Raw genomic sequence first — 20,469 nt, 5'->3', positions numbered from 1 at the left:
GCGACCGATTTTCCTTGGACGGCGGACGTGAGCTGTGCGGCACCACCTCTCAGGACCGCCTCGGGCGTCCTCCGTTCGCACCCGCGCGCTGGAGCTCCTTGAGGTGGCTGCCGAGGAACGCGCGGATCAGGCCGGCGGTCTCGTCCAGGGCCGACTCCAGGAGGAAGTGGCCTCCGTCGAGCAGGTGCACCTCGGCGTCGGGCTGGTCGCGTGCGAAGGCACGGGCGCCGTCGGGCCCGAAGATGGGGTCGTTCCGGCCCCAGACGGCCAGCAGCGGCGGGCGCCTGTCGCGCAGGTACTCGTGGACGCGCGGATAGAGCGGAACGTTCGTGGCGTAGTCGCGGAACAGCTTGAGCTGTACGCGGTCGTTGCCGGGTCGGGAGACCATCTGGTGGTCGTGGTGCCAGGTGTCGGGGTCGACCCGCGTCTCGTCGGGGACCCCGGTGACGTACTGCCACTTGATCATGTCGAGGCTCAGTGCCGGGACCAGGGCCGCTTCGTTCTCCGGCGTCGGGGCCTGCTGGTAGGCGAAGATCGGCTGCCAGAACTCCTGGACGAAGCCCTCCTCGTAGGCGTTGCCGCTCTGACTCACCAGTGCTGTCACGGCGTCCGGGTTCCGCAGTGCGAGGCGCCAGCCGATCGGGGCGCCGTAGTCCTGGACGTACATGGCGTACCGCGTGACGCCGAGCTGGTCGAGCAGGCCGGCGGTGTGATCGGCGAGCGCGTCGAAGGTGTAGTCGAAGTCGTCGACGGACGGCGCGTCCGAGTAGCCGAAGCCCAGGTGGTCGGGGGCGATGACGCGGTAGCGGTCGGCCAGCGCCGGGATCAGGTGGCGGAACATGAACGAGCTGGTCGGAAAGCCGTGCAGCAGAACGAGGGCGGGTGCGTCGCGCGGTCCGGCCTCCCGGTAGAAGAGCTGCCGACCCTGCACAGTGACGAATCGGTGGTGCACTTCCGCCATGATCTCTCCGCCCTCCTCGGGCCCGTATGCGGCCTGCTGATCGATTTTCCTCATATTGCACCGGTGCCGGAGGGGGCGGATCCCGACGCGCCCGGGCGACGGCACATGCCGCTGCCTGCGGGCCGGCGCTCCTGATCACCGCTCCTCCCCGCATTCCGCGATCACGCACGGGCCGGGACCGCCCACCGCCGAGCGTTACGGTCGAAGGTGGGAGGAAGGGGGACACGATGCCGTCCCGGATGCTGCACGACAGCGCTCTGAACGACCTGCGCAAGGGGTTCACGGGCGAAATCCTCACCCCCGACGATCCGGCCTACGAGGAGACCAGGCCCGTCTTCAACGCCATGATCGACCGCTTCCCCGCCGTGATCACTCTGCCCCGCAACGAGGCAGAGGTCGCCCGGGCCATCGAGTACGGCCGTTTGGAAGGTCTGCAGATCGCTGTGCGCGGCGGAGGTCACAGCGTTGCGGGCAACTCGATCTCCGACGGCCTGGTCGTGGACCTGCGCCATCTGAATTCCGTCACCGTCGATCCCGGTGCACGCACCGTGCGCGTCGGCGGCGGCGCCACCATCGCCGATCTCGACAGGGCGACCCAGCCCTACGCACTGGCCACGACCGGCGGACGGGTCTCCACGACCGGCGTCGGCGGATTCGTTCTCGGCGGAGGCTCGGGCTGGCTGGAGCGTGCCTTCGGCCTGGCCTGCGACAACCTGCTGGCCGTCGAGCTCGTGACCGCCCACGGCGATCTCGTGCGGGCCACCGGCCACAACAACAGCGAACTGTTCTGGGCGTTGCACGGCGGCGGAGGCAACTTCGGCGTGGCGACGTCCCTGACTCTGCGACTGCATCCGCTGCCCGCCCTGACCACCGCCCTGCTGATGTGGCCGCCGGATGCCGGTCCCGAAGTGGCGCGCGCCTACCGTGACTTCATCGATGCGGCACCCGACCAGGTCGGCGGAGGCCTGATCTACCTCATGGGGGGCGAGGAGCCCTTCGTCCCGGAGGATCTGGTGGGGAAGCTCGCATGCGTAGCGCTGATCACCTACACCGGTCAGGAGGCGCAGGCCCGTGACGTCATGGCGCCGATGCTCGGCCTCGGGCACACGGGAGAGCTGCTCGCGCAGATGCCGTACGCGCAGGTGCAGAGCATGCTGGACGACCCGCCCGGCTACCGCAACTACTGGTCGGCGGAGCACCTCGACACCTTCCCCGACGAGGCGGTCGACCTCTTCTGCGCACGGGCCGACGACATGGTGATGCCCTCACCGTCGCAGCATGTCCTCTTCCCGCAGGGCGGCGCGGTCGGGCGGGACGCGGATCTGTATCCGCTGCCCTGGCGCAGTGCCGCATGGACGGTGCACCCGTTCGGTCTCTGGTCGGATCCCGCCGACGACGCACGCGCCAAGGAATGGGCCCGCGACCTGCGCAACGACATGAAGCCCTGGGCGAGCGGCGCCGTCTATCTGAACTTCATCGGCCAGGAAGGACGGGACCGCGTCGTCGCCGGCTTCGGGCCCGAGAACTACCGGCGGCTGGCCGCGGTCAAGGCCGAGTACGACCCGGACAACGTCTTCCGGCTCAACCACAACATCCATCCGGCCGCCTGAACGGCTCCCGGTCTCCCCCGTCCTCAGCGACAGCCAGGAAGGTCACGTCACTGCTCGTCGAGTGCCGCGCTGAGCAGTCGGCGGGTGCCTTCCTCGACATGGTCGGCGTAGTAGTCGTAGAGCGCCTGACGTCCCAGTCGGGCGGCGAGCTCGGCGTCACCGTCGCGGACCGCGGCCAGGACCTGCCGGTGGTGGGCGATGGAGCGTTCCATCCACACCGTGGTCTCGCTGGCGGCAGCGATCTTGCCTTCGATGACCTCGACGACGGCATCGTGAACGGCACGTGCGCACAGCCCGAGCAGCGAGTTGCCGCTGGCCTCGGCGACCGCCCGGTGGAAGAGCGCATCGGCCTCGCTGAACGCGTGCAGCCCGGCCGTGCCGGTGCTGAGCGCCTCCATCCGCTCGATCTGCTCCTCCATGCGCACCAGGTCCTTCTCGCTGTGCAGCCGCGCCGCGAGCCGGTTGCTCTCGGCGTCCAACACCATCCGGAACTGGACGAGTTCGCCGAGGGTCGACAGGTGGGAGCGGGCCAGGCGCCCGAGTGTTCGGCTGAGATTGTCCGGGGTGACGCCGAGGACCTCGGCACCCAGCGGATCCCCCGGCCGGGAGCGCACCAGCCCCGCGGACTGCAGCACGCGCAGGGCTTCGCGGACGGTCGAGCGTCCGACGGCGAACTGGCTGACGAGCTCGCGCTCCCCGGGGAGCCGTGAACCGGGCGGGAGATCGCCGCTGAGGATGCGCTCCTCGATCTGCTCCGCGACACGCTGATACGCGCGCACCGGCTCCACCGGACGGAAGATGGCTCCCTCGGCGGACATGTACTTCCCCCTCGTCGTCCCGGTCGGCTGCGGCCTGCTGCCCACCGAGCCGGACGCCGGTCCGAAAGGACGAGCGCCGTCTACCCCCTTGACCGACCCGTGAGCGCCCTAGGAGAGTACGGGAAATCAACTGGTCTGACCAGTCTCCTGGCTCTCTGGCCAGGACACATGGAGGTTGCCGCATGCATTCCGGTCCCGGTGCCGGTCCAGATACTCCTCCCGCTGCTCCACCGAGTCCGGTGGTCGATGCGGAGGCCGCCGTCCGCCTCACCCGCGACCTGGTGCGGCTGCGCACGGTGAGCGACGCGGGGGCGCAGGACGTCGAAGGTCCGGCCGTCCGCCTTCTCGCGGGCCTGTTCACGGAGTTCGGCTGGGAGCACGAGGTGATCGAGGTCGCGCCGGGCCGCACGAACCTCGTGGCCGTCGTCGAGGGAGGCGGCGGCGACGGGCCGACGCTGATGTTCGAGGGCCACACCGACGTCGTGACGGAGGGGCGCACGGAGGACTGGAGCGTCGATCCGTACGGCGGGGAGATCCGCGACGGCAGGCTGTGGGGGCGCGGCTCGGCCGACATGAAATCGGGTCTGGCGGCGATGATCCACGGCGTGCGGGGGCTGCAGCTGGCGGGTCCGTTCCCCGGCCGGATCGTGCTGGGCGTGCTGTGCGACGAGGAAGAGATGATGCTCGGCGCCAAGGCGTTCGCCGCGTCACCGGCCGCGGCCGAGGTGGACGGCGTCATCGTGTGCGAGCCCGAAGGCTACGAGGTGTGCACCTCGGCCCGCGGCGGCATCCGCATCCGCCTCGATCTCACGGGGGTGATGGCACACGGCGCGATGCCGCAGGAGGCACGGTCTCCCCTGGTCGCCGGGGCGCGGATCATCGAGGCGCTGGCCGGTGTGGAGGCGTGGGCGGTGCGGCGCTTCGGCAAGCACCGGCACGCCGGCTCCGTGACGGTCACTCCGACCGTGCTGCACGCGGGAGACCCGGGCCAGCTGAACGTCATTCCCGCGCACGGCATGGTCGGCGTCGATGTGCGTACGGTCCCGGGGACCGACCACGACGAGCTGATCACCAGGGTGCGACAGGCGGCCGCCGACGTCGCCGGCACCGTGGGTGTGACCGTCGAACTGACCGTCGTCGACGACCGGCCCGCCGTCGAGATCGACGAGGACCATCCCGTGGTCACGGCGCTGATGGCCGGGCACCGCGACGAGCACGGCTCGGAGCCCGCCATCGGCGCGGTCCCCGGCACCACGGACGGCACCATCCTCACGCGTGACGCAGGCCTGCCGACGGTGGTCTACGGGCCGGGCGGCAAGTGGATCGCGCACCAGAAGGACGAGTACGTCGAGGTGGCGGAGATCGGCGAGTACGCGAGGGTCTACGCGGCAGCGGCCCGGCACTTCCTGACGGCCGGAACGAAGGGGGGCCCGCGGTGAACGCCTCCCCCGCTCCGGGCCCTCCCGCGCCGGTGGTCTCGCTCCCGGAGGGTCTGACCGATTCGCTTCCCGTCGGCGAGGAATGGGTGCCGGCCGCCCTCAGCGAGCCGGTGCGCTTCCCGTACGACGGCAGCGAGGTCGCTCCGGCCCCGGTCGGCGACGAGGCCCTCGCGCGGCGGGCGGCAGAGCATGCCGCGGGGCTGCGCAGGCGGATCGCCAAGATGCCGACGCGGGTGCGCAGGCAGGTCCTCGCCGGTGTCGCCGCCGCGCTGGAGGAGGTCGCCGGCGGCATGGAGGACCTGCTCGTACTGGAGACGGGCAAGCCCCGCGCGGACTGCCGCACCGAGGTGGTGCGGGCGATCGCCACGTGGGAGGCCGCGGCCGGCGAGGTCTTCCATGTGCACGGTGAGACGGTTCCGCTGGACGGGCTCCCCTCCGGAGACGGCATGACGGGGTACTGGACGCGCCGTCCCGTCGGCGTCGTCGTGGGCGTCGCCGGGTTCAACTACCCGATGATGCTGGCCTCGCACAAGATCGCCCCGGCGCTCGCGGCGGGCTGTCCGGTCATCGTCAAGCCCGCTCCGGCGACGCCGCTGGCCACGCTGTGGCTGGTCCGTCTCGTACGGGAACAGCTGGTGGCCGCGGGCGCACCGGCCGGTGCGGTGCAGCTGGTCACCGGTGACGCCGCGGTGGGCGAGGCGCTCACGACGCACCCGGAGGTCGCCGCGGTCTCCTTCACCGGGTCCGCCGGGATCGGGCACCGCATCGCGCGCCAGGCGGCGCCGCGCAAGGTCGTTCTGGAGCTGGGCTCCAACGCGGCGCTGGTCGTGGCCGCGGACGCCGATCTCGACGCGGCGGCCGACGCCGTCGTGCGCGGCGGTCTCTACGCCTCGGGCCAGGCGTGCATCTCCGTGCAGCGGGTGATCGCCGTGGAGAAGGTCGCCGGGGAGCTGGAGCGGAGGATCGCGGAGCGGCTGCCGCACATCGTCGTCGGTGATCCGCGCGAGGAGGAAACGCGCGTCTCCGCGCTCATCGACGAGGCGGCCACGGAGCGCGTGTGCTCCTGGATCAAGCGTGCCCGCGCGGCGGGCGCACGGGTCGTGCACGGCGGTACGCGCAGCGGCCGGTGCATCACGCCGACGCTGCTGACCGGCGTGCCCGACGGCGAGCCCGCGTGGGACGAGGAGATCTTCGGCCCGGTGATCTGTCTGCGGGCCGTGCCGGATCTGGAGGCCGCGTACGCGACGGTCAACGCCAGCCGCTACGGGCTGCACGCGGCGGTCTTCACCCGGGACCTGGGCTCGGCTTTCGATGCCGTCGAGGAGCTGGAGGCCGGCGGTGTGGTGATCAACGAAGTGCCCGGCTACCGCTGCGACATCGCACCGTACGGCGGCGTGAAGGACTCCGGCACGGGCCGCGAGGGGCCGCGGTTCGCCATCGAGGAGATGACGGTGACGCGGATGGCGGTGTTCCGCCGGTGACCGCCGCACGCGGGACGGCAGAGGAGGCCAGGGTGCGGTATGCGGACCTGTTCCGTCTCGACGGCAGGCGGGTGGCGGTGGTCGGCGGCGCCAGCGGCATCGGCAGGGAGTCGGTGCGGGCGCTGGCAGCGCAGGGCGCCGAGGTGCTCGTGGCCGACAAGGACGTGCGGGGCGCGGAGGAGACGGCGCGGCTGGCCGCCACTGAGCCGCCCGCGCCCGGATCCCGCACGGGCCCCGTCAGCGTGCATTTCCTCGATGTGCTGGACGACGACGCCGTGCGGGAAGCCGTGGCCGGGTGGGGCGTGCTGGACGGACTCGTCGTCACCGTCGGCGCCAACGTGCGCAAGAGGATCGCCGATTACACGCTCGCCGACTTCGAGCGGGTCGTCGCGCTGAACCTCCGCGCGTATCTGTCGCTCGTGCAGTCGGTGGCACCCGCGATGGCAGAGCGCGGCCGCGGCAGCGTGGTGGGCCTGACATCGATGCGGGCCTTCCAGGTCGAGGCGGGGCAGAGCGTGTACGCGGCCTCGAAGGCGGGCCTGGTGCAGTTCCTGCGTACCGCTGCCGCGGAGTGGGGACCGCGCGGGGTGCGCTTCAACGCCGTCGCGCCGGGTGTGGTGCGTACCCCGCTGACGGACCAGATCGCCGCCGATCCCCAGTGGTACGACGCCTACGCCCAGGCGTCGGCCCTAGGACGCTGGGCAGGCGCGGAGGAAATCGCGGGTGCCGTGACGTATCTCGTCTCCGATGCCTCGACGTTCGTCACCGGCAGCGTGCTGTCCGTGGACGGCGGCTGGACAGCGGTGGACGGACGCTACGAACCGTCCGTATGACCGGTTCCGGCGGCGGCCCGGGACCCGAGTGAGCGAACAGCAGCACAGGCAGCGCACAGAAGGAGAGATATGTCCGACAGCCTCTCAGACGCGGAGCAGGTGGGCGCGGGCCGGCCGGCCCGGCTGCCCTTCCGTGCACTGCCCGCGGCGAACCGGCGCCGCCGTTCGCTGTGGCTGCTGCTGGTGCCCGGTGTGCTGTACTGCGCGGCACCCGTCGTGGCCAACAGCATCGAGCCGCGCATCCTCGGGGTTCCGTTCCTGCTGGCGTGGATCATCATGGCGTCCGTCGTCAGCCCTCCGATCATCTGGGTCGCGGCCCGGCTCGATCCGGCGTACCGGTCGGACGCGCTGGAACCCATACCCGCGGACGACGTTCCCGGCGCGGTTGCCGACGGCGCCGACGGGGACGGGCCCGCCGCCGGCGGACTGCGCGGAACGGCGGGTGGTGCGGCATGAGTTCGTCAGCCGCGATAGCGACAACGATCTTCGGGCTGGCGATGGTGGCGACCCTCGCCGTGGGCCTGCTCAGCGCGCGCGGCCGGGACAAGGGCCTGGCGGAGTGGTCGGTCTCCAGCCGGGGACTGGGCGTGCTGTTCATCTGGCTGCTGATGGCCGGTGAGACCTACACCAGCTTCTCGTTCCTGGGCACGGCCGGCTGGTCGTTCTCCATGGGTGTTCCGATCCTGTATCTGGTGGCGTATCTGACGACGGGCTTCGCCGTCGCGTACGTGGTGGGGCCCGCCCTGTGGACGTACGCGAGCCGGCACCAGCTGATCTCGATCGCCGACATGGCCGAACACCGCTTCCGTTCCCGGCCATTGGGGATACTCGTCGCCGTGGTGGCCACGGTCTTCATCGTCCCCTACATCCAGGTGCAGATTCAGGGCATGGGCGTGGTGGTCAACGCCATGACGTACGGGAGCATCGATCTGCGCGTGGCCGCGGTGATCTCCTTCGTCGTCGCCGAGGTGTTCATCCTGGTGTCCGGTCTGCGCGGCTCGGCGTGGGTCAGTGCCCTCAAGGACGTCCTGGTGATCGCGGTGGTGGTCTTCCTCGCCGTGTACGTGCCCGTCCATTTCGTCGACGGACTGGGCGACTTGATGCACCGGATGGTGACGGAGAAGCCGGAGTGGCTCACCTTCCCCGGCCATGAGTCGGGCGGCCTCGACGGCACGTGGTTCGTCACGACCCTCCTGCTGAACGCCGTCACCATCACGATCTTCCCGACGACGGTCGCCGGCTATCTGAGTGCCAGCTCCCCGAACGCCCTGCGGCGCAACGCCGTTCTGCTGCCCTGGTACCAACTGCTGCTGTTCATCCCGATGATGGTCGGCGCGACGGCACTGTTCGTCGTGCCGAACCTCAAGAACCCGGACCTGGCTCTGTTCTCACTCGTCACCGACGCTCTGCCGGCTCCGCTGGTGGCGGTGATCGGTGTGGCGGGCGCTCTCTCGGCGATCGTGCCGATGAGCGTGTTCATGCTGGCCATCGGCACGCTGTGGGGCCGCACCCTGCTGGGCGGCGGAAACGGCGCCGACCCGCGAGGCCGCCGCAGCGGAACGGAACCGGCCGACGACATGCGCACCAAGCGGCTCTCCCAGCTGGTGTGCCTCCTGGCGGGGCTGCTGGCGCTGGCCGGGAGCCTGTTCTTCCCCAACACCCTGGTCCAGCTGTCCGTTCTGTCCTACGAGGGGCTGGCGCAACTGGTTCCCGCCGTACTGCTGGCGCTGTACTGGCGCCGCATGCCCGCCTCCGCGGCCGCCGCCGGAATGCTGGTGGGGCTGACGGTGATGACGCTGCTGTGGGCAACCGGAAACGACCCACTCAACGGCATCAACGGCGGCGTCATCGCGCTGGCGGCGAACCTCGCCGTGACCGGCGCCGTCACCGCGCTGCGTCCCGCCACCGGCGGACCGCCCGCTCCAACCGAGCGGGCAGGAGCGGCGAGTCCCGCACCCGCTGCCGGGGAGGCCCCGTGACCCAGAATCTCCACGAACTGCGCCCGGTGATCTACCGCGCCGCCCGCATCCTCAGCCAGCAGGCGCGCGGCGGCCCGGAACCGGAGGCGATCGCCGTCGCCGGCGGACGGATCGCCGCCACCGGCACGGCATCGCAGCTGCGGGAGCGCTTCCCCGGCGCCGAGGAGGTCGACTTCGGCGACGCGGCGCTCGTGCCGGGTCTCAACGACGCGCACATCCATCTCGCCATCGCCGCCGAGGACTTGCTGCATCTGGACCTGTCGGCCGGGGCCGTCTCCAGCATCGAGGACCTCCTGGGACAGGTACGGGCCGAGGCGGCGCACGCCGAGCCCGGGGAGTGGATTCGCGGCAGCCGCTACGACGACACCAAGACCGGCCCGCTCACCCGCTGGGACCTGGACCGGGCGGCTCCCGGGCATCCCGTGCTCGTCGTGCAGGTCGCGGGCCACTGGGGAGTCGCCAACTCCGCGGCGCTGCGCGCCCTGCACATCGATGAGGATTCCTCCCCTCCCGACGGCGGCGACTTCGGGCGGGACGCGGACGGACGCCTCGACGGGCGGCTCGTCGAGCGGGCGCTGATGAACGTCGTCTATCCCGCCACGGCCCGCGGCGGCGCTTCACCCCTGCCGGCCAGCTCACCGCAGGAGAAGCTGCGCGGCCTGGCTCGCGCCCAGCGGCAGTGGCACGCGGCAGGACTGACCTCCGTGTGCGACGCCCTGATCGCTCCCGAGGACATCTCTCTGCTGCGGCAGGCACGGGCACGCGACGAACTGACCCTGCGCGTCGGCATGTTGCTCTCGATCGATCACTATGCCGCCGCGCAGGCGCTGGGTGTCGGCAGCGGCTTCGGCGACGACATGCTGCGGCTCGTCGGCGTGAAGGCGTTCGTGGACGGTGCGATCGGCGGGCGAACCTGCCTGCTGGCCGAGCCCTACGCGGACTCGGACGGCCACGGACTGCAGACGACGCCCACCGAGGAACTGTTCTCCCAGGTCCGCGCCGTGCACGGCGACGGCAACCGCATCGGTGTGCACGCGAACGGGGACGCCGCGATCCGTCTCGTCCTCGACGCCTTCGAGGCGGCGCAGCGGGAGGTGCCGCGACCGGGACTGCGTCACCGCATCGAGCACTGCAGCATCGTCGACGCGGGCATCCTGAAGCGGATGCGTGAACTGGGCGCGGTCGCGGTGCCGTTCGCGGGTTACGTGGCCTATCACGGCGGTGCGCTCAACCGCTGGTACGGCCCGGACCGCGCCGAGCGGATGTTCGCGCACCGCTCCTTCCTGGACGCCGGTGTCGCGGTGGCGGGTTCGTCCGACTATCCGTGCGGCCCCTACCAGCCGCTGCTCGGAATCCAGTCGATGGTCACCCGCGAGGGCATGGACGACGGTGTGCCGGTCGGAGCGACGCAGCGAATCAGCGCGGAGGAAGCGCTGGCGGTCTTCACGCTCGGGTCGGCCGAGGCGGAAGGCACCGGCCATGTGAAGGGGCGTCTGGAGCCGGGCTGGCTCGCCGACTTCACCGTCCTGGGCGAGGACATCCTCACCATCGACCCCGGCGGCATCGCCTCAGTGCCTGTACGGGCGACCTACGTGGGCGGTGAGTGCGTCCACGAGGCGTGAACGCCGACGCGGAACCGGCGGCAGGACGAGGCCGATCGGGCAGGGCCGGACGGACCACGGGGGTCCGTCCGGCCCTGCTGCTTCCCCCGCCTGCCCGCCCTCACTGGGTGCGCGGCTGGAACGCCGGGTCCACGCAGCGCGGGGGCTCCAGACGGTCGGCGAGGGTACGCAGCGTCCGGGCCAGCGTCTGCCGCGACCGGTGAACCTTCGGCGGCTTCTCCGGGTCCGGGACGACGGGTGCGTCGGGCAGCGCGGAGTGGGCCAGGTGCCTGGTGGCGTCCGCGACGATGGGGCCTTCTATCGGGAACATTTCCTCTCCTGACTGATGAGCGGTGCGGCACGGGCCGGTGCGGCCCGTGAGGTGAGTGCGGCCGGACAGGCCGGCAGGACCGGATCGGCCGGAATCGGTGGTGGGCTGGGAATCGGAGTTGACGGCGATCTGTGCCGGCCGGGTCAGTGGGGTGCGGGACCGGTGGTGGCCCGTACGACCAGTTCGGTGGGGAGCTTGATGCGGGGCACCTTCTGCTCCTCCGGCGGTTCGAGGAGCAGGCGGCCGGCGATGCGTCCCTTCTCCCCCATGGGCTGGCGCACGGTGGTCAGGCGGGCCCGCTCCGCCTCGGGGACGTCGTCGAACCCGGCGACGGAGATGTCCCGGCCCACGACGAGGCCCCGCTGCTCGCAGGCGTCGAGCACCCCGAGCGCGAGCACGTCACCGATCGCAAGCACGGCGGTGGGCCGGTCGGCGACATCGAGGAAGTGAGCGGCCGCGGAGGCCGCCGCGGAGCGGGAGTTGCGGCCCGCGGCGACGACGCGGACACTCCGCCAGTCGACTCCCACCTCCTCCAGCGCGTCCCGGTAGCCCCCGAGGCGGCCCTGCAAGTCCCCGCAGTCGGAGGCGAGTTGCTCCTCCACGGTCGCGGGGCCCGAGGTGCCCGGCGCGACGACCTGATCGACCATCACCGCGACCCGCCGGTGACCGAGCCGGACGATGTGCTCCGCGGCGAGCCGCGCCGAGGCCCGTTCGTCGATGCCGACGTACGGGATCGAGGGATCGTCCCTCTCGTCGGTGGTCACCATCGGCAGGCCCCGTGCCCGGATCAGCGCCTTGGCGGGATGGCCCACGGGGACGCAGTAGAGGCAGAAACCGTCGACCACCGCGTTACGTACGGCCGTTTCCGGATCGTCGTTGCCGGGCGGCACCGGAGCATCCTTGTCGCCCGCCGGGCCGTAGGCACGGGGCGGCATGGGGATGAGGAGCAGGCCGGTGCCGGAGGCTTCGGCGACCTCGGCGACTCCGCGCAGAAAGCCCACGGAGTACGGGTCGGCGAAGGCGTACGAGAGGGTCTCGGTGAAGAGCAGGCCGATCGCTCCTGCCCTCCCCCGCCGCAGTGAACGCGCCGTCGCGTCGGGCCCGGAGTAGCCCAGGCGCCGCGCGGCGTCGAAGATCCGCTCGCGCAGGTCCTTGTTGAGCTGGTCGGGGCGGCCGTATGCGTTGGAGACGGTCGTACGCGACACCCCGACCTCGTCCGCGACGGTCTGCAGCGTCGCCCGCCTACCGCGCGAGTCCTTGGCCCCCACCGCTCGCCCACCCATCTTCTGTATCGATTAAGTCTGTATCGATACAGTAGCCGGGCGCGGCAGCGGCTGTCCACTTCTTTTTTTCGCGACAGGGGCTTGTTCAGGCCGATTCGGCGGCCTGCTTGATGCGCCGGCCGAAGTCGTCCGCATCCTTGCGCGCGGCGTTCAGGGCGACGCCCGCGATCATCTTCCCGACGCCGTGACCGGTCAGCGAGTTGAAGAGCCGCACACGCGTGGTGGAGTCGCCGGACCGCTCCAGGTCGTAGCCGCCCTCCTCCGCGGTCACGAGATTCTCCGAGGTCTCCGTCCAGCGGATCCTGGTGGGCACCTCGAACTCCGTGATGCGGAACTCCCGGCGGGTGCGCACCCCGGCGTCCTTGACCGTGCTCCTGTAGACCGTGCCGACTCCGGTCGGCCCCTCGGTCACCTTGGCCATCTCAAGCACCCTGGGGCTGAACTTGGGGTCGTTCTCACCGTCGGCGAGGAAGGCGAAGACCTCCTCGATGGGGCGATCGATCTCCGTGGTCACCTCGAACTGTCCGGCCATCGTCTCTCCCCTGCCTCTGATCGCTCCCTCGCGGCGGCAAAGCCGCTCAGGGCTGCTTCCGGGCCTGCTTGCCGGCCTTGCTCGCGGCGTCCCGTTCGGACCTGGCGCTCGATGTGCTCAGCACACCGCCAGCGCTCTCCAGGTGCGCGCGGACGAACCACTGGAAGAGTTCGAGGTCGCGCAGCTGCTCGATGAGCATGTCCTGCGTGATCAGGTCGGTCTCTTCGGTGGCACGCACCGCCTCCCGGTGGTCCTCGATGACCCCCGTGTAGACGAGGTCCAGAGCGCCGAGGTGTTCGATGGCTTCGGCACGGCCGATGGCGTAGTCCTCCCACTGCCGCTCGGCCACGAGAGCACCCGGGGTGCCGTGCGGCGAGCCGCCGAGGGTGGAGATGCGCTCCGCCGTCGTGTCGGTCATCTTACGTACGGAGTCGACCTGGGGATCCAGCATTTCGTGCACCGCGATGAAGTGCGGGCCGACGACGTTCCAGTGGATGTGCTTGAGCGTCAGGGCGAGGTCGTTGAGAGCGTGCAGACGCATGGTCAGCAGCCGGATGACGTCGCCGCCCTCCTGCTGGGACATGCCGGGGACCGTGTACTTCGGTTCGGGTGCGCTCCTGGGCACGGCTCTCTCTCCCTCTCGGCATGGACGGCCCGCCCCGGGTCGGCGGCTTCTCCCCATGCCAACACCGCTCACTCCCTCACGCGCGCCGGGAGCCCGCCGAGTCCTCCATTCGGTAGGGGTGACTCCCCGCTGCCCCTGCCCACACCTGCCGGCGTGTGCGGGCGGCTTCGGGGGACGCGATCAGGCGGGCGGCGCCGAGACGCTCCGTACGAGCGAGCTGAGCCGCTGGTCCGCCGGCGGCGCGAGGTTCGCCTGGTCCAGGGCGGTGAGCGCGGACGCGGTGAGGCGGCCGATGCGGGCCTCGACGGCGGCGACGGCGCCCAGGCCGGTGAGCAGTTCCCGGATCCGCTGGAGTTCGTCCGCGTGCAGTTCCCGGTTCCCGAGCGCGGCACGCAGCTGCTGCTCGGCGTCGTGCCTGCCGTGTGCGCGGGCCCGCTGCAGCGCGATGGCCACCAGATAAGTGGAGGCGCCGTCCCTGATGTCGTCGCCCGCGGGTTTGCCCGTGCGGGCGGGCCCACCGAAGACGCCGAGGAGATCGTCGCGGAGCTGGAAGGCCACGCCGGCGCTGCGGCCGGCCCGGCGGAGGGCGGCGATGAGGTCGGGGTCGGCGCCCGCCATGGCCGCGCCCAGGTGGAGTGGCCGCTCGACCGTGTAGAGGCCGCTCTTGAGATAGGCCACCCGCAGTGACTCCTCGGGCGAGTCCACGCCGGTGCCCTGCCCGTACAGGTCCAAGTACTGTCCGGCGATCGTCTCGGTTCGCATGGCCTGCCAGGCGGGTCCGACCGCCCGTCTCGCCCTGCTGTCGAGTCCGGAGGTCTCGTACAGGTCGTCCGCCCACACCAGCGCGAGGTCGCCCGCGAGGATGGCGGCGGAGACGCCGAACGCGTCGGGGTTGCCGCGCAGGCCCGCGGCCCGGTGCTGGTTGGCGAAGGCGACGTGCGCGGCGGGCGCGCCCCTGCGCAGCAACGACCCGTCCATCAGGTCGTCGTGGATGAGCGCGCAGCCCTGGATCAGCTCCAGGGCGGTGGCGACCTTGAGGACGGCCTCGGCGCCGGCTCCGCGCGGCGCACCCCCGGCGCCCCGCCATCCCCACCACACGAAGGCGGGCCGGGTGCGCCTGCCGCCGCGCAGGACCACGTCGGCGAGCAGGTCGATGACGTCCTCGGCGAACCGGTCGCTGCTGCGGGCGGCCTCCTCGCGGCGGACCGCGATGTGCCGGGACAGCAGCGCCTCGATGACGGCCGCCGTGTCCTGGTCGGGGTCGATGCCGAGCGTGCGGACGTCCCGGACGTCCTGGTTCCCCTCGCGTACATGGGCGCTCGGCCGGCGCTGCATGGCGGCTCCTTCCCGAGAGTTCGGCCCGGCAGCGCAGGCAGGAGCATTCGCGCTCACGGACGGTGAAGGAAGATGTACGACGAGTTTTTCAGCCATGGCTCCCGGCTGCACCTCCGCGCCGTGCGCCTGCCGCACGGCCGTACGGGGTGTGCAACGCCGCGCGGTCCGATGCCGGGCACGGGAAGCACAGGCATTCACCGCAGCTGGGAGGGCACTCGTAGGACGAAAGCCATGAATCATCTGAAAGGCGTCGTACATCCATGTCGAGGGGCAGAACGATCCCAGGGCGCGACCGGCCGCACTGGAGGACTCAGGGAAACGCGGTACTCGGCAGGGTCCGTCGCAAGATCGCCGAAGGCACGCGCACGGTGGCCCGTACGGACGCCGCTGTTGCGGTCGTTCCCGCCACTGCCGACCGGGTCGGCAGAAAGCCGACGGGTTCCTCCGGGACGACAGGCGGACAGGAACGCCCCGGCGCCAGTGGGGGGTGCGACTCATGAGCGACATGAAGCAGCAGGACCAACACGACGCGCTCTTCGCCGACTTCGCGAAGGCCGTGAATCTGCCCGCGGGCCAGCTCGAACGGTGGCTGGAGACGGAGCGGTCGCGCAACGTGGGCCGCCACAAGGGGCAGCGCGAGAGTCACGGGCACGCGGCGGGACGTCGCATCGTGAAGCTTCTGCGGACCCCCAGGGCGGACTTCACCGCGGACGACCTCGTCCACATGCGCAAGGCGATCCACCACATAGACCGGCAGCTCAAGCGCCGCCCGCGGGGCGACATCAGCGAGACGGACTGGCGCTTCGCCCTCATGAACTGGGGGCACGACCCGCAGCGCTGACGGCAGTCGACGGGCCCGCCCGGGATGCCGGGAACGGCCCGGAAGCCGGAACCCCCTCGTCCGTGGTGCTGCGAGGCGGGGGCGGCGGAGCGAGGATGGAGTCATGCTGCTCGCCGACATCGCCCGGACCTCGAGGGAGATCACGACCGTCTCCTCGCGCAAGGAGAAGGTGGCGCTGCTGGCGGAGCTGTTCCGCGCGGCCTCGCCCGACGAAGTGCCGGTGGTCGTCACGTACTTGGCGGGCAGCCTGCCGCAGCGCCGGACGGGTGTTGGCTTCCGCACCCTCTCCGAGCGCCATGTGCCCTCGTCCGAGGCGCACTTGACGATCGCGGACGTGGACGCCGCGCTGGAGGAGATCGCCGGTGTGCGCGGCAAGGGCGCCCAGACCGAGCGGAAGCGGCTGCTGGCGGCGCTGATGTCCGCGGCGACCGAGGAGGAGCAGCACTTCCTCTTCCGGCTGCTCACGGGTGAGTTGCGGCAGGGAGCGCTCGACGCCTTCGCCGTGGAGGGCCTCGCGGAGGCGGTCTCGGTCCCTGCGGGTCAGGTGCGACGTGCGGTGATGTTCGGGGGCTCGCTCGGCGCGGTCGCGAGCGCTCTGCTGGCCGAAGGACCGTCGGCGCTGGAGGCGTTCCGTCTGGAGACGGGACGCCCCGTGCAGCCGATGCTGGCGCAGAGCGCGAAGAACGTGCTGGAGGCCGTCGACAAGCTCGGCCCGTGCGCGGTGGAGGAGAAGCTCGACGGAATCCGGGTGCAGGTGCACAAGGACGGCACCAGCGTGGGCATCTACACGCGCACCCTGGACGACATCACCGCCCGGCTCCCCGAACTCTCGGAAGTCGTGGGCGGGTTGGCCGCTCAGCAGGCGGTGCTGGACGGCGAGGTGATCGCCCTGGACGAGCAGGGCCGGCCCCGTCCGTTCCAGGAGGTCTCCCAGCGTGTGGGCTCGCACGTGGACGTGCCGACGGCGCGGGTGACGCTGCCGGTCACGCCGCGCTTCTTCGACGTGCTCTCCGTCGACGGACGCGACCTTGTGGACCTGGACGCGGCACAGCGCCACGACGCTCTCGCGCAGGTCGTACCGGAGTCCCTGCGGGTGCGGCGCATGGTGGTCCAGGATCCGCAGGCGGACGAAGAGCGCCGCGCGGCCGAGGAGTTCGCGCAGCGGGTCCTGGAGGAGGGGCATGAGGGCGTCATGGTCAAAGCGCTCGATTCCGCCTACAGCGCGGGACGCAGGGGTGCCTCGTGGCTGAAGGTGAAGCCCGTCTTCACCCTCGATCTGGTGGTGCTTGCCGCGGAGTGGGGCCACGGGCGCCGCACGGGACGGCTGTCGAACCTGCATCTGGGCGCGCGATGGCCGGACGGATCGTTCGCGATGCTCGGAAAGACCTTCAAGGGGCTCACGGACGACCTGCTGGCCTGGCAGACCGAGCACCTTCGCGGCATCGCGGAGCGCGAGCATTCCTGGGGCGTGACGGTGCGGCCGGAACTGGTGGTGGAGATCGCCGTCGACGGGCTGCAGCGCTCCACGCGGTATCCGGCCGGTGTGACGCTGCGCTTCGCCCGCGTGGTGCGCTACCGGCCCGACAAGCCGGCGTCGGAGGCCGACACGGTCGACGACGTCCTCGCGCTCCAGCGTTAGCGGGCGAAGCGCGAGGACGGCGGTACATCCGCACCGCATCGGCGGCGCGGATGACCGGGGCGCGGCGACGAACAGCGGCCGCGGCAGGCGCCGTTCAGCCGCGCGGGACCACCATCGAGAGGACCTTCGGCAGCGGGTACCAGTCGGAGGTCGTGATGCTGGCGTGCGAGGCGGCGAGTTGAGTGACGCGGTCCCGGGCCTCCTGCTCGCTCGGCTCGGTGTTGTCGATCTCCGGGTCGACCTTGTGTGCGTCGGTCATGATCGTGAGATAGCCGTGCTTCTGATACCAGGCGGTGTCGATCCCGCCCCCCGCGAACGTGGCGGCGTCGCCGTCGAAGACGACGAACCAGGGCCGCAGGGCCTCGTCGTAGCGCTCGGTCCGGGGATCGCCCTTCTCGGCACCGTGGACCGCCGGGAAGGCGCCGGCCTCGCCCAGTGCGCCCTTGGCGGAGAGATCCTTGAGGTGGGTGGCGTACTCCTCGTCCGTCCACAGGTCGTCGGCTGGGTTGTCCTCCTCGACGGTGCCCGGGATGAGTTCGAAGAGGAACTTGCCCGCCATGGCGTCCCGGTCGGGCCAGCCCGTGCTGCCCACCGCCTCGTCGAGGTTGGCGTGCGATCCGGTGACGTCGGAAGGACGAAAGAGCGCGTCGCCCAGCTTCTCGCTGAGCAGTGAGTCGAGTTCGTCCGGGCCGCGGTCCGCCTTGTCGTAGAAGCCGTCCTTCATCTCGACCTTGATGAGGACGGGCGGGTGGCCGGGGTGCGCGTCGTGCCAGGCGCGCATGTCTGCGAGGCAGCCGTCGAGGCTCTGGTCGCGTTCCTTGGTGCGCAGTTCGTCCGCCGACGCCGCGTTCTCGCAGTTGTTGTCGTTGCCGGTCGGGTTGCTGTGGGAGACGCGCCAGCCCTTGCCGATGACGTTGGTCCACACGTCGAGTTCGAGGAGGGAGGCGCCCGAGTCGAGCGCGTCCGCGAAGTACTCGTACTTGTCCTGCTCGTAGGCGTTGTGCACACCGACGCTCGTGGTGTCGCCGTAGGTGGGGGCGGCGGCCTTCTCGGGGCCCGCCTGGGCGGTGACGGGAATGGCGAGCGCCGTGGCAGCGGTGACCAGAGCGGCCGTCGATATGGCGACGGCTAGGCGGGATCTGCTCATGGGCTGAGTCCTTGGTGGTGTGGGGGGTCCAAGTGAGCATCAGCGTAGAGCGATTCGCGTGCCGCGGGTACGGTGCGCGGCGAAAGTGCGGAGAGCGGGAGAGTTCAGGACGTCGAGCATGAGGGCCCCTCGCCGGGATGCCTGGCCCGGCAAGGGGCCCCGGGATCGGGCGAGTTGACGGTGCCGCTCAGCGGCGGCGGCGCTTCGAGCGGTCCAGGGCCGATACACCGAGTGCTGCCAGAACCAGCTGTATGAGCCACTCGATCCAGTCGACTCCGTTGGTGTCACCCACCCCGAAGTACGTGGCGATGGCCGAGCCTATGAGTGCGGCCACGATGCCGACCCCGATCGTCAGGAAAATGCCGACCCGCTGACGTCCGGGCACGATGAGCCGCCCCAGCACACCGATGATGGTCCCGATCACGATGGCGCTGATGATGCCTGAGATCTCCATGATCTCCCCTTGTCGGTCGTCGTGTCCCCTCCTTCTGCCCGCATCCCGGGCCCGTACGCAGGGCTTTCCCCGTGGGCACCCGTGGGCACCGCAGCTTCGTGTCCGGTGGCCGCCGGGCGGTGTCGGCAGGGGCTGGGACACTTGCCGGTGCCGGTCGGCACGCACCCGTGGCAGCGTGGCCGGCGGTAGGTCCGTACGGCGCCGTCGTCACAGGAGGTCGCGAGTGGACGCACTCATCCCCGCTCCCCCGTCGCGCCCGGCGCCCGGGGCGGTGCACCTGCCCGGATGGCTCGGCCTCCAGGAGCAGCGCGACCTCGTCTCCGCCTGCCGGGCATGGGCGGCCGGCCCCGTGCCGCTGCGGCACACGAAACTCCCGCGCGGCGGCGTGATGTCGGTGCAGACGGTCTGCCTGGGATGGCACTGGCAGCCCTATCGCTACACGCGCACCGCCGACGACGTGAACGGGCTCCGCGTGGCCGGATTCCCCGAGTGGCTGGCCCGGCTCGGCCAGCGGGCGCTCGCCGACGCGTACGGGGACGACGCGGCCGCCCGCGAGTACGAGCCCGACACGGCCCTGATCAACTTCTACGACGGCAGCGCACGAATGGGCATGCACCAGGACAAGGACGAGAGGTCGGCGGCGCCGGTCGTCTCGCTGAGCATCGGCGACACCTGCGTCTTCCGCTTCGGGAACACCGAATCGCGGAGCAGGCCCTACACGGACCTGCATCTCTCCTCCGGCGACCTGTTCGTCTTCGGGGGCCCGTCCCGTTTCGCGTACCACGGCGTGACGAAGGTCTTCCCCGGCACGGGCGATCCGGCCACGGGGATGGCGTCCGGGAGGCTCAACCTCACGCTACGCGTGACAGGCCTGACGGACTGAGACCACGGCGGTGGCGGCGAAAATCGCCGCCCGGCAGGTATAGGTCGCGGCTCGCTGCCCACCCGGGCGGCATGGACGAGAAGTACCCCGACCCCGAGGACCCTCGCCACACGCCCGGTCTGGAACCGGGCGGGCAGGTGCCGCCCGGGGAGACGCCTCCCGGCGAGGACAGCACGGCGGGCGCAGGTCCGGACGAGCGCCACAACCCGGCCAAGGGCTGGGCGAAGACGCCGGTGATCATCCTGGCGCTGCTCGTCGCCGTCTTCTTCATCTACTTCCTGGCCTGGGCGATCGAGCTCTGAGCGGAGTCCGCCGCGCCTGTCACTAGGGTTCCGGTGCAGGTGCGGCGGCGTGTCTGCGGACCCATGCCGCCCCGGGCACACCTGAGGCCGTGGGCCGGCAGGTGGGAAGGGGTTTCACCTGTCTGCCCACGGCCTTGTGCCGTGCCCGCCTACGCGGGCCCGTTCTCTGCCTGCGGCGTGGGCGTCACGGCGCCGGCGGCGCAGGCTGCGGTTCCGGCTCCGGCGGGACCGGCTCCGGCGTGGGAGACGGCGGAATCGGATCCGGTGCGGGTCCCGGCGGAGGGGCGGGCGTCGGCGCCGGCACCGGATCCGGTGCCGGTCCGGGCCCCGGCCCACCGGGCCCGGGCGGCGGAGTGGGGTTGGGAGGAACCGGGT

Annotated in this window: 20 protein-coding genes; 11 read left to right on the top strand and 9 right to left on the bottom strand. The window is 71.3% G+C overall.

Features of this window, described 5'->3' with window-relative positions:
* Window positions 1-49: 49 nt before the first annotated feature.
* Window positions 50-961, bottom strand: coding sequence for an alpha/beta fold hydrolase (locus G4Z16_RS31305; RefSeq protein WP_197355046.1), 912 nt, complete (start codon window positions 959-961; stop codon window positions 50-52).
* A gap of 227 nt (window positions 962-1,188) precedes the next feature.
* Between G4Z16_RS31305 and G4Z16_RS31300 the strand changes: the two genes are divergently transcribed.
* On the top strand, window positions 1,189-2,571 hold the full coding sequence (locus G4Z16_RS31300) for an FAD-binding oxidoreductase (RefSeq protein ID WP_197353921.1): 1,383 nt from the start codon (window positions 1,189-1,191) through the stop codon (window positions 2,569-2,571).
* A gap of 47 nt (window positions 2,572-2,618) precedes the next feature.
* Here G4Z16_RS31300 and G4Z16_RS31295 read toward each other — a convergent pair whose 3' ends face one another.
* Window positions 2,619-3,389, bottom strand: a complete 771-nt coding sequence (locus tag G4Z16_RS31295) for a FadR/GntR family transcriptional regulator (protein ID WP_197353920.1) — start codon at window positions 3,387-3,389, stop codon at window positions 2,619-2,621.
* Between the two features lie 239 nt (window positions 3,390-3,628).
* On the opposite strand from G4Z16_RS31295, the gene G4Z16_RS31290 reads away from it, so the two are divergent.
* From G4Z16_RS31290 to G4Z16_RS31265, 6 genes are all read left to right on the top strand, one after another.
* A complete protein-coding gene (locus G4Z16_RS31290) occupies window positions 3,629-4,828 on the top strand; it encodes a M20 family metallopeptidase (protein WP_246531167.1) in 1,200 nt (399 codons plus the stop codon).
* Window positions 4,825-6,309: an aldehyde dehydrogenase family protein gene (locus G4Z16_RS31285; protein WP_246531166.1), complete on the top strand. Its 1,485-nt coding sequence runs from the start codon at window positions 4,825-4,827 to the stop codon at window positions 6,307-6,309. The genes G4Z16_RS31290 and G4Z16_RS31285 overlap by 4 nt, the downstream gene beginning before the upstream one ends.
* Window positions 6,310-6,341: 32 nt before the next feature.
* Window positions 6,342-7,142: an SDR family NAD(P)-dependent oxidoreductase gene (locus G4Z16_RS31280; protein WP_197353918.1), complete on the top strand. Its 801-nt coding sequence runs from the start codon at window positions 6,342-6,344 to the stop codon at window positions 7,140-7,142.
* A gap of 69 nt (window positions 7,143-7,211) precedes the next feature.
* Window positions 7,212-7,598 carry a DUF3311 domain-containing protein gene (locus G4Z16_RS31275; protein ID WP_197353917.1) on the top strand — a complete coding sequence of 129 codons (387 nt, stop codon included), beginning with the start codon at window positions 7,212-7,214 and terminating at the stop codon, window positions 7,596-7,598.
* Window positions 7,595-9,121, top strand: coding sequence for a sodium:solute symporter family protein (locus G4Z16_RS31270; RefSeq protein ID WP_197353916.1), 1,527 nt, complete (start codon window positions 7,595-7,597; stop codon window positions 9,119-9,121). The genes G4Z16_RS31275 and G4Z16_RS31270 overlap by 4 nt, the downstream gene beginning before the upstream one ends.
* On the top strand, window positions 9,118-10,743 hold the full coding sequence (locus G4Z16_RS31265) for an amidohydrolase (RefSeq protein ID WP_197353915.1): 1,626 nt from the start codon (window positions 9,118-9,120) through the stop codon (window positions 10,741-10,743). Before G4Z16_RS31270 ends, G4Z16_RS31265 begins: the two co-directional genes overlap by 4 nt.
* Before the next feature lie 100 nt (window positions 10,744-10,843).
* On the opposite strand, the gene G4Z16_RS31260 is transcribed toward G4Z16_RS31265, so the two are convergent.
* The 5 genes from G4Z16_RS31260 to G4Z16_RS31240 all read right to left on the bottom strand — a co-directional run bounded on the left by G4Z16_RS31260 (window position 10,844) and on the right by G4Z16_RS31240 (window position 14,828).
* Window positions 10,844-11,053, bottom strand: a complete 210-nt coding sequence (locus tag G4Z16_RS31260; RefSeq protein WP_197353914.1) for a hypothetical protein — start codon at window positions 11,051-11,053, stop codon at window positions 10,844-10,846.
* Window positions 11,054-11,196: 143 nt separating this feature from the next.
* A complete protein-coding gene (locus G4Z16_RS31255) occupies window positions 11,197-12,336 on the bottom strand; it encodes a LacI family DNA-binding transcriptional regulator (protein WP_197353913.1) in 1,140 nt (379 codons plus the stop codon).
* 85 nt (window positions 12,337-12,421) lie between these two features.
* A complete protein-coding gene (locus G4Z16_RS31250; protein WP_197353912.1) occupies window positions 12,422-12,868 on the bottom strand; it encodes an SRPBCC family protein in 447 nt (148 codons plus the stop codon).
* A gap of 46 nt (window positions 12,869-12,914) precedes the next feature.
* Entirely contained in the window at window positions 12,915-13,451 is a 537-nt protein-coding gene (locus G4Z16_RS31245) for a Dps family protein (protein WP_197355044.1), read from the bottom strand.
* Window positions 13,452-13,673: 222 nt separating this feature from the next.
* Complete coding sequence (locus tag G4Z16_RS31240; RefSeq protein ID WP_197353911.1) at window positions 13,674-14,828, bottom strand: polyprenyl synthetase family protein; 1,155 nt, start codon at window positions 14,826-14,828, stop codon at window positions 13,674-13,676.
* A 496-nt stretch (window positions 14,829-15,324) separates the two neighbouring features.
* Between G4Z16_RS31240 and G4Z16_RS31235 the strand changes: the two genes are divergently transcribed.
* Window positions 15,325-15,669: a DUF3140 domain-containing protein gene (locus G4Z16_RS31235; RefSeq protein WP_246531165.1), complete on the top strand. Its 345-nt coding sequence runs from the start codon at window positions 15,325-15,327 to the stop codon at window positions 15,667-15,669.
* A 103-nt stretch (window positions 15,670-15,772) separates the two neighbouring features.
* The gene (locus G4Z16_RS31230; RefSeq protein WP_197353910.1) at window positions 15,773-17,308 is read left to right on the top strand and encodes an ATP-dependent DNA ligase; all 1,536 of its coding nucleotides are present in this window, start codon (window positions 15,773-15,775) and stop codon (window positions 17,306-17,308) included.
* Window positions 17,309-17,402: 94 nt separating this feature from the next.
* Here the strand turns inward: G4Z16_RS31230 and G4Z16_RS31225 are convergent, their stop codons facing one another.
* Together G4Z16_RS31225 and G4Z16_RS31220 are read right to left on the bottom strand one after the other, a co-directional pair.
* Complete coding sequence (locus G4Z16_RS31225; RefSeq protein WP_197353909.1) at window positions 17,403-18,455, bottom strand: phosphatidylinositol-specific phospholipase C domain-containing protein; 1,053 nt, start codon at window positions 18,453-18,455, stop codon at window positions 17,403-17,405.
* 187 nt (window positions 18,456-18,642) lie between these two features.
* The gene (locus tag G4Z16_RS31220) at window positions 18,643-18,909 is read right to left on the bottom strand and encodes a GlsB/YeaQ/YmgE family stress response membrane protein (RefSeq protein ID WP_197353908.1); all 267 of its coding nucleotides are present in this window, start codon (window positions 18,907-18,909) and stop codon (window positions 18,643-18,645) included.
* A 223-nt stretch (window positions 18,910-19,132) separates the two neighbouring features.
* On the opposite strand from G4Z16_RS31220, the gene G4Z16_RS31215 reads away from it, so the two are divergent.
* Together G4Z16_RS31215 and G4Z16_RS31210 are read left to right on the top strand one after the other, a co-directional pair.
* Window positions 19,133-19,792 (top strand): alpha-ketoglutarate-dependent dioxygenase AlkB family protein, encoded by a 660-nt coding sequence (locus G4Z16_RS31215; protein ID WP_197353907.1) that lies wholly within the window; start codon window positions 19,133-19,135, stop codon window positions 19,790-19,792.
* Between the two features lie 71 nt (window positions 19,793-19,863).
* Window positions 19,864-20,094 carry a DUF6480 family protein gene (locus G4Z16_RS31210; protein ID WP_197353906.1) on the top strand — a complete coding sequence of 77 codons (231 nt, stop codon included), beginning with the start codon at window positions 19,864-19,866 and terminating at the stop codon, window positions 20,092-20,094.
* Window positions 20,095-20,469: the final 375 nt, after the last annotated feature.

Origin of the sequence: Streptomyces bathyalis, from assembly GCF_015910445.1 — a bacterium.
Lineage (GTDB): Bacteria > Actinomycetota > Actinomycetes > Streptomycetales > Streptomycetaceae > Streptomyces > Streptomyces bathyalis.
The sequence above is the reverse complement of the archived record's forward strand: the minus strand, read 5'-3'. Positions and strand labels throughout refer to the sequence as shown.